Origin of the sequence: Tsukamurella sp. M9C (assembly GCF_020169415.1) — a bacterium.
Taxonomy (GTDB): domain Bacteria; phylum Actinomycetota; class Actinomycetes; order Mycobacteriales; family Mycobacteriaceae; genus Tsukamurella.
On the sequence record NZ_JAIULG010000031.1, the window covers coordinates 15,401 to 26,395 of the forward strand.

Annotated in this window: 12 protein-coding genes and 1 riboswitch; of the genes, 3 read left to right on the forward strand and 9 right to left on the reverse strand. The window is 71.3% G+C overall.

The genetic code is table 11. From position 1 onward, the window contains the following. Window positions 1-30: 30 nt before the first annotated feature. The 4 genes from LB823_RS15140 to LB823_RS15155 form a co-directional block, all read right to left on the reverse strand. Window positions 31-1,749, reverse strand: a complete 1,719-nt coding sequence (locus LB823_RS15140; protein ID WP_224648063.1) for an acyl-CoA dehydrogenase family protein — start codon at window positions 1,747-1,749, stop codon at window positions 31-33. Between the two features lie 42 nt (window positions 1,750-1,791). Next, complete coding sequence (locus LB823_RS15145; protein WP_224648064.1) at window positions 1,792-2,835, reverse strand: NlpC/P60 family protein; 1,044 nt, start codon at window positions 2,833-2,835, stop codon at window positions 1,792-1,794. A 60-nt stretch (window positions 2,836-2,895) separates the two neighbouring features. Then, window positions 2,896-3,573, reverse strand: a complete 678-nt coding sequence (locus LB823_RS15150) for a C40 family peptidase (RefSeq protein ID WP_224648065.1) — start codon at window positions 3,571-3,573, stop codon at window positions 2,896-2,898. A gap of 14 nt (window positions 3,574-3,587) precedes the next feature. Next, window positions 3,588-3,740, reverse strand: a riboswitch (cyclic di-AMP (ydaO/yuaA leader). 121 nt (window positions 3,741-3,861) lie between these two features. Then, window positions 3,862-4,101: a hypothetical protein gene (locus LB823_RS15155; RefSeq protein WP_224648066.1), complete on the reverse strand. Its 240-nt coding sequence runs from the start codon at window positions 4,099-4,101 to the stop codon at window positions 3,862-3,864. 119 nt (window positions 4,102-4,220) lie between these two features. Between LB823_RS15155 and LB823_RS15160 the strand changes: the two genes are divergently transcribed. Further along, window positions 4,221-6,047, forward strand: coding sequence for a DEDD exonuclease domain-containing protein (locus tag LB823_RS15160; RefSeq protein ID WP_224648067.1), 1,827 nt, complete (start codon window positions 4,221-4,223; stop codon window positions 6,045-6,047). A 27-nt stretch (window positions 6,048-6,074) separates the two neighbouring features. After that, a complete protein-coding gene (locus LB823_RS15165; RefSeq protein ID WP_068521033.1) occupies window positions 6,075-6,350 on the forward strand; it encodes an Lrp/AsnC family transcriptional regulator in 276 nt (91 codons plus the stop codon). Between the two features lie 3 nt (window positions 6,351-6,353). Here the strand turns inward: LB823_RS15165 and LB823_RS15170 are convergent, their stop codons facing one another. The 5 genes from LB823_RS15170 to LB823_RS15190 form a co-directional block, all read right to left on the reverse strand. Then, window positions 6,354-7,271 carry a hypothetical protein gene (locus LB823_RS15170; protein ID WP_224648068.1) on the reverse strand — a complete coding sequence of 306 codons (918 nt, stop codon included), beginning with the start codon at window positions 7,269-7,271 and terminating at the stop codon, window positions 6,354-6,356. Window positions 7,272-7,293: 22 nt separating this feature from the next. Then, window positions 7,294-8,145 (reverse strand): CoA ester lyase, encoded by an 852-nt coding sequence (locus tag LB823_RS15175; protein ID WP_224648069.1) that lies wholly within the window; start codon window positions 8,143-8,145, stop codon window positions 7,294-7,296. 69 nt (window positions 8,146-8,214) lie between these two features. Next, window positions 8,215-8,682: an aminoacyl-tRNA deacylase gene (locus LB823_RS15180; protein ID WP_224648070.1), complete on the reverse strand. Its 468-nt coding sequence runs from the start codon at window positions 8,680-8,682 to the stop codon at window positions 8,215-8,217. Beyond that, window positions 8,679-9,725 carry an anthranilate phosphoribosyltransferase gene (gene trpD / locus LB823_RS15185; RefSeq protein WP_224648071.1) on the reverse strand — a complete coding sequence of 349 codons (1,047 nt, stop codon included), beginning with the start codon at window positions 9,723-9,725 and terminating at the stop codon, window positions 8,679-8,681. Before trpD ends, LB823_RS15180 begins: the two co-directional genes overlap by 4 nt. A gap of 23 nt (window positions 9,726-9,748) precedes the next feature. Beyond that, entirely contained in the window at window positions 9,749-10,078 is a 330-nt protein-coding gene (locus tag LB823_RS15190; RefSeq protein ID WP_224648072.1) for a hypothetical protein, read from the reverse strand. Between the two features lie 266 nt (window positions 10,079-10,344). Between LB823_RS15190 and LB823_RS15195 the strand changes: the two genes are divergently transcribed. Further along, window positions 10,345-10,959: a heme-copper oxidase subunit III gene (locus LB823_RS15195; RefSeq protein WP_224648073.1), complete on the forward strand. Its 615-nt coding sequence runs from the start codon at window positions 10,345-10,347 to the stop codon at window positions 10,957-10,959. Window positions 10,960-10,995: the final 36 nt, after the last annotated feature.

Here is a 10,995-nt window from a genome sequence, read left to right on the forward strand (position 1 = left end):
AACCGTACTGGGCGCCCCGTCCCCGACAGCTCAGGGGCGCATCTCGTGGGCGCCGTCGTACGCCGCGACCTGGTCCCACACCCGGTCGAAGGTCGCCTGATCCGCGACGGGTCGGCGCACGGCGTCGAGCGCCCACTGCTGCTGGGCCGCCGTGGCTCCGGGCTTGCCGTACAGGCCGACGGCGTACGCCGAGAAGTCGCGGATCTGCACGTCGAAGATGCGGCTCAGCAGGCTCCGATCGAGCCCCGTCAGGGCCGCCTGCTCCAGGATCAGCTGGCCGTAGACGACGAGCGAGAAGAGGTGCCCGACGTTGAGGACGAAATCGAGGTCCTCGGCCTGTGCCTTGTCGGGCGGCGCGGTGAGCAGGAAGTCGCGCAGCGCCTTCGCCTGCTCGTAGAAGATCGCGACGTTGGGCTCGTCCGACGCCGCCTCGTACGCGGTCGTCCAGTCCGCGAACGGCACCTTGCTCGCGCCGCCCAGCGGCCCCTGGGCGAAGAAGAAGGCGTCGTCGGCGGCGTCGAGCCGGGTGCCGACCTCGGGGTACTCGGCCGGGTTGAGGAGGTAGTTGGGCATGTACTTGAGGATCTGCGCCACGTTCACGTGCACGGTGCCCTCGAGTCGCGGCATCCAGCCGATGTACCGGTTGGCCTGGTGGAAGTACGTGGTCTTCTCGTACCCCTTGGCGGCGATGACGTCGAGCAGCAGGGTCACGACCTTCTCCCCCTCGGACGTGACCTTCGACTTCGTCATCGGGTTGAACAGCAGGTACCGGCGGTCCTCGCGGCTGGCGCTGCGGAAGTAGTCGACGGAGCGGTCGCTGAACAGTTTCATCGCGGCGAGCCGGGCGTAGGCGTCGACGAAATTGGCGCGCACGTGGCTGAAGTCGGTGACGGGGTGGCCGTACAGGATCCGGTTGTTGGCGTGCGTGATCGCCTCGTAGAAGGCGTGCTCGCCGATGCCGATCGCGCCGTGGCAGAGGTTGAACTTGCCCACGTTGACGGTGTTGAGCGCGGCGGCGAAGGCGTCGGGCCCGGTGTGCAGGACGTCCTCGGCGGAGACGGGGTAGTCGTGCAACGCGAACGTCGAGACGAACATCTGCGAGTGCACGACGTTGTCGATCAGCTCGTACGCCGGGTGGCCGCTGTCCGCGGCGAAGAAGACGTAGCCCTCGGGCCCCTCGACGTCGGCGCGGCGGCCGAACACCGAGACCATCCCGGCCACGTTGCCGTTGCCGATGTAGTACTTGGTGCCGGACGCGGTGAAGCCGCCGTCGCCCGTGGGGGTCAGGATCATGTCGGTGTCGTAGACGTCGGCGCCGTGCGCGCGCTCGGAGAGGCCGAAGGCCATGACGCCGCCGTCGGCGAGCTGCCGCGCGGCCTTGCGCTTGGCCTCCTCGTTGGCGCTCATCCAGATCGGCCCCAGGCCGAGGATGGTGACCTGTTCGGCGTACCAGTACGAGAGGCCGTAGAAGCCGAGGATCTCGCTGAGCGCGGCGTTACGGGCGGCGTCCCAGCGGCGGTTCGGGTCCCCGTCGGCGTAGGCCGCGGGCGTGAGGAACGTGGCGAACAGCTTCTCGCGCTTCTCGAACGCGAGGAAGTCCGCCACCCAGTCGGCGTCGAGATCGGCCTGCAGGAGGCGCTTCTTGCCGTACGACTCGAAGAAGTCGACGGTGGCCCGCAGCAGCCGCCGCGTCTCCTCGTCGAAGTGCGCGTAGTCGGCGGTTTGCGGATTCAACAGGAAAGCGGCCATGGCTCACTGTAGCGCCGCGGACGCCGCCCGCACCGCGGATGGCTAGTAGCGGACCGCCGAGTTGTACGGGCCGGCGGCGTCGATCGGCACGACCTGCACGGGCACACCGAACGTGGAGGCGTGCACGACCTTTCCGTCGCCGACGTACATGCCGACGTGGGTGGCCGCGGAGTAGTAGACGATGATGTCGCCCGGCTGCAGCTCGCCGCGCGAGACGGGACGCCCACCGTTGAGCTGGGCCTGCGAGGTGCGCGGCAGGGACTTGCCGGACTGCTGGTACGCCCACACCATGAGCCCCGAGCAGTCGAACTGGCCCGGGCCGGTGCCGCCCCAGGCGTAGGGGCTGCCGACGCGGGTGAGCGCGGCCCGCACGGCGGCGAGCTCCGCGGTGCTCCCCGGCGGCACCTTGCTGGGGTCGAAGGGCGTGGGCGGGCCGATGAGCGTCTGGCGCTGGGCGCCGGTAAGCCGGTCGTAGATCGCCTTGATCCGGGCGATCTCCTGCGCCAGGCGCGACTTCTTCTGCCGGAGGTCCGCCGCCTTGCGCTCGGCTTCGGTGCGGGTGTCCTCGGCCGACTTGGCGGCGTCGGCGGCGCGGGTGGCCGCGGAATCGGCGGCGGCCTTCGACTTCTTGTAGGCGTCGACGGTGGCGACGACGTCGCGGTTGACGAAGTCGAGCGTCGACATCTGGTCGAGCATCTGCTGCGGCGAATCGCTCACCAGCAGCGCGTACGTGCGGTTGGTGCGCGAGCCCTTGTAGTTGGCGACGACGACGGCGTCGATCTGCGGCTGCAGGGCCGCCTTCCGCGCCTGCACGGCGGCGACCTCGCGCTTCGCGGCCACCAGCGTGGCATCGGCGGCGCGCTTGGCGGCGGTGGCCTTCTCGGCGTCCTCCTGCGCGGCCTTCGCGGCCTCGTTGGTGCCGGAGGCCTGCTCCGAGAGCGCCTCGTACTGCTTGAGAGCGGCGTCGGCGGTGTCGGGATCCGCGGTCGCGCTACCGGTGACGGTCAGCCCGGCCACGAGGGCGACCACGGCGGACGCGACGGAACCGCGCAACACGAGCGAGCGGGAGGGGGAGGTCGATGACACGGCCGAGCGGGTCCTTCCAAGCTGGAGCACGATTGCGAACGCAATCACTGCCAGGTTACGTCAGTAACGACGAGCGGAGTAGACCGACATCTCGTTGAGCGGGCTCACCTTGACCGGGATGCCGTAGTTCACCGAGTGCACGACCTTGCCGTTGCCGATGTACAGCGCGGCGTGGCTGCCGCCGTTGTAGATCACGATATCGCCGGCCTGCAGGTCCGAGATCGGGATCGAGCGGCCACCGCCGAGCTGGCCGTAGCTGTCGCGCGGCACCGTGATGCCGGCCTGCTTCATGGACCAGTAGACGAGGCCCGAGCAGTCGAACGAGTTGGGGCCGGCGGAGCCGTACGAGTAGGGCAGGCCGGTGCGCGACAGCGCGGCCTGGACGACCTTGGCCTTCGCGCCGCCCGGCTGCGCGCCGGCGACGGTGGTGACGCCCGGCTTCGGGGCGATCGCGACGCCGCTCACGACGTTCGGGCGCGCGGTGGTGTTGCGGGTGGCGACGGTCTGCGCGGGCTTCGCGGCCGGCTTGGCCTTCCCTGCGGCGACCGCGGGCTTCACGCCGGGCGCGGGGGCGGGCTTCGCGTTGGGCGCGACCGGCGCCGGCGCCGCGGGGGCGGGCGCTGCGAACGCGGCCGCGGGTACCGCGAGCGTGCCGAGGGTCACGGCGCCCGCTGCGAGGGCACCGCGGGCGACGGTGGCACCCCGGCTGGGCTGCGGCTGAAGTCGGTGTTTCGCCACGAAGCGATTCTCCTAAGTTTCTTCCCGACCGCCGACCGAGTTAGCTGACGGGTTCGGGCGAGGAAGATGCCCTACCCCGGAGGCTCGAAGAACCTCCGGCGATTCACCCCGGATAACACGTGTGGGTCCCCGGCGAGGCCTCGCGGCCTCTTAGGCGGTGACCTCGGGAGACGGGGCGTGTTTCGCTCCGGGCTCCTCCGCAAGGTCTCAGAAAGATTACGAAACGGAAACGCGCCTGTCTAGCCGGACGCGCCGGGGAACCACCCCGAGACACCCCCGAGGAGCACCCTATCCGGCCTGTTTTGCCTGGTCAGGGACCACCCTGAGGCGGGGCAACATTCCCTCGTTCGCGAATGCGGCGATTGCGTCACTCAGACCCGGTTCCGTGACCGAAGCGTCCCCGCTGCCGCCGGGCCCCGGCCCGGTCGGCGCGGACACGACGACCGGGCCGAGCAGGAAGCCGACGGAGCAGTCGCCGCACGCTCGCGGCTTGGCGGGGCAGGTGGAGCAGTCGATGTGCAGCGTCATGGTGCATCCCTTCGTTGACGGGGTCTCGATGCCGGCGACGCTAGGCGCGGTGACCGACAAGTTTCGAGTGCGCGTTCGGTCGGCGAAAACCTGTCGGTGGGGTGTTCTACGGTCCTCGCATGCAGCTCAGCCTGGACGATTGCGAGACGGGCACCGTCGACCCGCCCCTGCGGGAGGTGACCTTCGTGGTGGTCGACCTGGAGACCACGGGCGGTTCCCCCAAGGGCGGGGACGCGATCACCGAGATCGGCGCCGTCAAGGTGCGCGGCGGCGAGGTCCTGGGCGAGTTCGCGACGCTGGTGGATCCCGGCTGCGGCATCTCCCCGCACATCACGCACCTCACCGGCATCACCACGGCGATGGTCACCGGCGCCCCGCGGATCGAATCGGTGCTCCCCTCCTTCCTCGAGTTCGCCCACGGCGCCGTCCTGGTCGCGCACAACGCCCGGTTCGACCTCGGCTTCCTCAAGGCCGCCGCGGCCGCCACCGGCACCCCGTGGCCGAAACCCGCGTCGCTGTGCACGGTCCAGCTCGCGCGCCGGGTGCTCACGCGGGACGAGGCGCCGTCGGTCAAGCTCAGCGAGCTCGCGCGCCTGTTCCGCACGGAGACCACGCCCAACCACCGCGCGCTCGACGACGCGCGGGCCACCGTCGAGGTGCTGCACGGGCTGATCGGCCGGGTGGGGAACCTGGGCATCCACACCCTCGGGGAGTTGCGCGGGCATCTGCCGTCGGTCACGCCGCAGCAGCGCGCCAAGCGCCATCTCGCCGATCCGCTGCCCGAGCGGCCGGGCGTGTACCTGTTCCGCGGGCCCGGGAACGAGGTGCTCTACGTCGGCACGTCGGGGAACCTGCACCGCCGGGTGCGCAGCTACTTCACCGCCGGCGAGACGCGGGGCCGGATCAAGGAGATGGTGGGCCTCGCGGAGCGGGTGGACCACGTGGAGTGCGCGCACGCGCTGGAGGCGGCCGCGCGCGAGCTGCGGCTCATCGCCGCGCACACTCCCCCGTACAACCGCCGGTCGAAGTACCCCAAGCGCGGCTGGTGGATCTGCCTCACCGCGGAGCCCTTCCCCCGGCTCGCGGTGAAGCGCTCCGCGCCGGCGGGCACGGCGTGCATCGGGCCGGTGCGCTCCCGCGCCGACGCGGCCGACCTCGCCGAGCTGCTCGCCGAGATGTGCGGCCTGCGCACGTGCACCACCCGGCTGCGCGCCGGCGCGGTCCACCCGTGCGCCCTGGGACCCGACGGTGCGCGCCCCCTCGGCGGGTGCCAGGCCTCCGTCGCCGAGCCCGAACCCGCCGCCCTGTACCGGCCGCGGGCCGAGCGGGCGGCGGCCGCGCTCACCGGACGCTCATCGGACGTCTTCGGCGCACTGGAGGAGCGCCTGGCGGCGCTGGCGGAACGGGAGTTCTTCGAATCGGCCGCGCGGCTGCGCGACCGCGCCGCCCGGCTGGTGGACGCCGTCGCCCGGTCGCACGCGCTGGTCGCCTTCGCGGACGTGCCCGAGCTCTCGATCGCCCATCCCGACGGGGCCGGGGGCTGGGAGCTGTCGATCGTCCGCCACGGCAGGCTGGCCGCCGCCGGGGTCGCCCCGCGCGGGGTGCCGCCGATGCCCGTCTTCGACCGGCTGCGCGCGGGCGCCGAGTCGGTCTACGAGGCGTGCGGCGACCTCGCCGCGCCGGACGTGCCCGACACCCTCTTCCCCGCCGACACCCTGCACGGCGCGAGCCCCGAGGAGGCCGCGCTCCTGCGCCGCTGGGCACTCCGGCCGGGTACGCGCATCGTCGACGTGCAGGGCACGTGGGGCGAGCCGCGGGCCGGCGCGGGGCGCTGGCTCGAGTGGGCCGAGCGGGCCTCCGAAGCGGGCCGCGACGCCCGTGCGGCCGCGGCGCATCCGCGCGGGACCGCCAGGCAATACAGTGAGGAGGCCACGCACGCCGCGTGAACGCCAGATCGACCGGAAGGCCCCGCAGTGATCACCGCGATCGTCCTCATCAACGCCGACGTGCACCGCATCCCCGAGACCGCGCAGGCCGTCGCGAACATCGAGGGCGTGACCGAGGTGTACTCCTGCGCCGGCGATATCGACCTCATCGCGAAGGTCCGCGTGCGCGAGCACGATCAGATCGCCGAGGTGGTCACGGAGAAGATCAACCGCATCGACGGCGTCGCGAGCACGTCCACCCACATCGCGTTCCGCGAGTACGCCTCGGCGGACGTCGACGCGGGCTTCGACATCGGGAACTGACGCCTACTCGCCGTTGATGATCTCCAGGAGCTCCGGCGGCGGAGTGACGTTCAGCGCGTCGTCGGCGATGCTGCTGATCTGCGTCACCGTACCGTCACGCCAGTAGTAGACGTTCGGCGATACCGGGCCCACCCCGTCGGAGTAGCCGTTGGCGGCGAACACGGGCAGCAGCATGAGCCCGCCGAGCGCGGCCTCCGCACTCGAGCAGGCGGCGAACGCCAGCTGGTTGCGGAAGGGCACGGCGAACAGCACGCCGCCGCTCACGTCGATGCCCGGCACCCACCGCGGGAGCAGTTCGGGCAGGAGTAGCGCGCCGCTGGCGGTGAACACGGATTCACTGAGAGCGCACTGGAATCGGTGACCGTCGTGCTCCACGGTCTCGACGCGGACCTCGGCCGTCTCGGTCAGCTCGCGGAACAGGTTCCGTCGCGCCCGGTCGTACCAGGGCCCGAGCGGCGCCAGGTCGCGGACCGAGCCGTCGCCGAGCATGCTCACATGGTCGGGGTGATCCACCACCAGGATCTCCGCGACGCCCGGCTGCCAGGGCGACGCGTAGTCGAAGGTCAGCCTCGGGTCGCCGGAGCCCACGGAGACGTCGAGCAGCCGCGCCACGATCCGGGTCAGCAGGTCATCGCCGGTGGGGTCCTCACTGGGCCTGAGCAGCGCCGCCAGGTGCGAGCGGACGATCCGGTCCCACTCCTCACCGTCGGCGGCGCGGACCTTGCGCACGAGGTTGTCGAGCCCCAGCGTTCGCCCGTCGGCGAGAGCGAGGTGGTCACCGAGCACCTGCGCCTCGAACCCGTTCTCCGCCAGCACAGTCCGCGTGAGCGCCCGCAGCCGGTCCGCGTCGCGGATCGTCAGCAGATCCAGGTACGGGTCCGGCTGGTCCTCGACCGACTTCTTCCTCCCGAACAACCCCATGCCCCGAGAGTAGGCCGTGCGGTCAGTAGCCGCTGTGGCTGACCTCCGCGGCCTCGACCTCGATGCCGAAGTCGACGGCCTGCTGCACGATCTTCTGGGCCCGCGCCAGGCGCGGGAGGTCCGAGCCGTCGGTGATCTTGCCGCCGGACTTCTCGAAGGCGTCGATGAAGCCGTGCGCCCACGCCACCTCCGACTCGCTCGGGCTGAGGCCGCTGTTGATGACGCCGGCGTGCTCCGGCGTGAGGCACAGCTTCCCGGACATGCCCATCTCCTTCGCCAGGGCGGTCCCGGTGGGCAGGTGCGCGATGTTCAGGGTCGGCCCGTCGATCGGCGCGGGCAGGCGCGCCGCGCGCGACGCGATGACCAGCTGCGAGCGCGCGTAGGCCAGGGCGATCGGATCCTCGCCGACGGCGGTGTCGCGCTTGAAATCGCCCGTGCCGAAAGCGATCCGGAAGGTCGACGGCGCGGAGGCGATCCGCGCGACGTTCTGCATCCCACGGGCCGTCTCGACGAGCGCGAGGATCGGCGTGCCGTCGGGGAGACGGTCCGCGGTGTCGTCGAGGTGGCTCGATCCCTCGGACTTCGCGAGCATCACGCCCTCGAGGCCGGCGCACTGTTTGAGCGCGGCGCAGTCGGCGCTCCAGTACTCGCTCGCCGCGTCGTTGATGCGTACCCAGGCACGGTGGCCGGTCGACAGCCACTCGACGGTGTCGGCCCGCGCCTGCTCCTTGTCCTTCGCGGCGACGGCGTCCTCGAGGTCGATGATCACGGCGTCGGCGTCGCTTGCCTGCGCAACGGCGAAGGACTCGGGATGGGAGGCCGGGACGAGCAGCCAGGAACGGGCGATCTGCGGGGAGACGGTGCGCTTACTCACGCCGACAAGGGTAGGCGGGCGGAACACGGAATTCCACGGAATGGAATTTTGTGCGTTCTGTTCGCGCGCCTAGTCGGAGATGTCGGCGACGGTCGCGCCGTACGCCGCGATGAGGGCGTCGGCGTCGACGATCGCGCTGTGCCCGTGCGCGCCGGCACCGAGGGCCACCGTCGCGCCGACGATCCGCTCGTCGACGTACACCGGCCAATCTCCGCGCGCCCCGACGGGCGTGATCGTGCCGCGCTCGTACCCCGTGGCCTCGAGGGCCTCGGCGGCGGGCGGCATGGCGAGCCGGTTCACGCCGACGACGGCGCGCAACTTGGGCCAGGCGATCGAGCGGTCGCCGGGGACCAGCGCGAACAGGTAGGCGCCCTCGCCGCGGCGCACGACGAGTGACTTCACCAGTTGCGACGGCGGCAGGTCCATCAGTGCGGCCGCCTCCTCCAGGCTCCGCGCCGCCGGGCGCTCGCGGACGGTCACCGTCAGGCCCCGGGCTGCGGCGTCGGCGCGCATCCGGTCCAGTCCCGACCCGCTCACGCGCCCGCGATCTCCTGCGAGAGCGCGATCCAGCGGTCGAGCAGCGCGGCCGCGGCGCCCGAGTCGACGGCCTCGGCGACCCGCGGCAGGTGCGCGGCGATCGAGTCCTGCACCGACTCCCCCGCGGTCAGCCCCTCGTACGCGGCGACGGCGCCGGCCGAGTTGAGCAGCACGGCGTCACGCACCGCGCCGGTCTCGCCGGCGAGGAAGGCGCGCGCGATGGCCGCGTTCACGGTCGCGTCGCCGCCGCGCAGGTCCTCCATCGCGACCCGGGTCAGGCCCAGCTCGCGCGGGTCGACCGATTCGACCCCGACGCCGTCCTCCTGCACCCGCCAGACGGTGGAGGTCGACGTGGTGGTCAGCTCGTCCAGCCCGTCGTCGCCGCGGACGACGATCACGTGGTCCTGGCCGCCGCGGTCGGCGAAGGCCTGCGCCACGACGGGGGCGAGGTCGGCGAAGGCGCAGCCGATGAGGCCGGCGGAGGGGCGGCCGGGGTTGGTCAGCGGCCCGAGCACGTTGAAGACGGTGGGGATGCCGATCTCCTTACGGGTCGCGCCGGCGAAGCGCAGGCCCGAGTGGAAGACGGAGGCGAGGCAGAAGCCGATGCCCAGCTCGGTCGTGGTGCGCGCGACGCCGTCGGCGTTCAGCCCGATGGCCACGCCCAGCGCCTCGAGGCAGTCCGCGCCGCCCGACTTCGACGACGCCGCCCGGTTGCCGTGCTTGAGGACGGGCACGCCCGCGGCGGCCACGACGATCGAGCTCATGGTGGAGATGTTCACCGAGTGCGAGCGGTCGCCGCCGGTGCCGACGATGTCGACGGCGCGGGCGTCGAAGGGCACGGGGGTGGTGAGCGAGAGCATCACGTCGGCCAGCGCCCGCACCTCGACGGGCGACGGGCCCTTCATCTTCATGGCGACGCCGAACGCGGAGATCTGCGACGGGGTCGCCCCGTCACTCATGATCTCGGACATCGCCCACCGCGCCTGCTCCGCGCTGAGGTCGCGCTGGGAGGTGAGCTCGGTGAGAACCGTCGGCCAATCCATGGCCGCAACTGTAATCGGGGCGGTCAACCCGGTATCTGGAGCACCTGCCACAGGACGGCCCGTCCGCCGTGCCGCGCGGTGACGCCCGCCATCCGCGAGCGCTCCTGCGAGACGTGCAGCGCGTCGACCCTCTGCACCCGCGCCACCGCCACCGTCTCCAGGCCCTCGCCGGACGGCGCACCGTCGGGCACGCGCTCGTACCGGTCCTGCGCGACGAGCCGCAGCACCTCGTCGACCTCCCCGCGCGGGATCTCGAGCACGTGCCGCAGCACGCTCTGTGCCTCCGGATCGAAGCCCGGGGAGGCGTCGAGGACCGACGACGAGGCCGCCGCGTCGTCGCCCGATTCGGCCACGGGAACCAAACCGGGGTCCCCGGGCGTTAACTCCTCGACGGTGCGCGTGGACAGGCGGCCGAGAAGGCGGCCCAGACGGGTCCGCTGCTCGGGTCTGCCATTGAGGTCGTAGGGCAAGGTATGCCTTATCTGCTGGTGCCGATCAGGCCGTTGACGTGGCGTTTCGAGTCGTCGAGCGGGAGGTCCTGAACCTGCCCGCGATATTCGACGCGCCCAATCTGCGACCCGGGTAGGCATTCGATACTACGACCGGTCATACTTGCGGAGTGACTAGCGCCGCACCGACCTCAGCTACAGCCATCACCCAGCGCGTGCACTCACTCAACCGGCCCAACATGGTCAGCGTCGGGACCATCGTCTGGCTGTCGAGCGAGCTCATGTTCTTCGCCGGGCTCTTCGCCATGTACTTCGTGGCGCGGGCCGGAGCTGGGGAGAACGGATGGCCCCCCGTCGACACGAACGTCAGCCTGATGGCGGCGCTGCCGCCGACCATCGTGCTGATCGCCTCGTCGGTCACCTGCCAGCTGGGCGTCTTCGCCGCGGAGAAGGGCGACGTCTTCAAGTTCCGCATCTGGTACCTGGTCTCGCTGATCATGGGTGCCCTGTTCGTCGCGGGCCAGCTCAACGAGTACAAGACCCTGATCGGCGAGGGCCTCACGCTCAGCTCCTCGGTCTACGGCTCGGTGTTCTACATGGCCACCGGCTTCCACGGCCTGCACGTGATGGGCGGCCTGGTGGCCTTCATCTTCATCCTGGCCCGCAGTCGCGCCTCGAAGTTCACGCCCGCCCAGGCGACTTCGGCGATCGTCGTCAGCTACTACTGGCACTTCGTCGACGTGGTGTGGATCGGCCTCTTCGCCGTCATTTACATCATTCGCTAAAGACGTTTATCTCAGTCGCCATCACAGAGGGATAGC

Bases quoted from the DNA above. Each gene is read 5' to 3' on its own strand.
- trpD (WP_224648071.1), bottom strand. From the start codon at position 9,725: ATGGATTGGCCGACGGTTCTCACCGAGCTCACCTCCCAGCGCGACCTC.
- LB823_RS15170 (WP_224648068.1), bottom strand. From the start codon at position 7,271: ATGGGGTTGTTCGGGAGGAAGAAGTCGGTCGAGGACCAGCCGGACCCG.
- LB823_RS15140 (WP_224648063.1), bottom strand. From the start codon at position 1,749: ATGGCCGCTTTCCTGTTGAATCCGCAAACCGCCGACTACGCGCACTTC.
- LB823_RS15155 (WP_224648066.1), bottom strand. From the start codon at position 4,101: ATGACGCTGCACATCGACTGCTCCACCTGCCCCGCCAAGCCGCGAGCG.
- LB823_RS15160 (WP_224648067.1), top strand. From the start codon at position 4,221: ATGCAGCTCAGCCTGGACGATTGCGAGACGGGCACCGTCGACCCGCCC.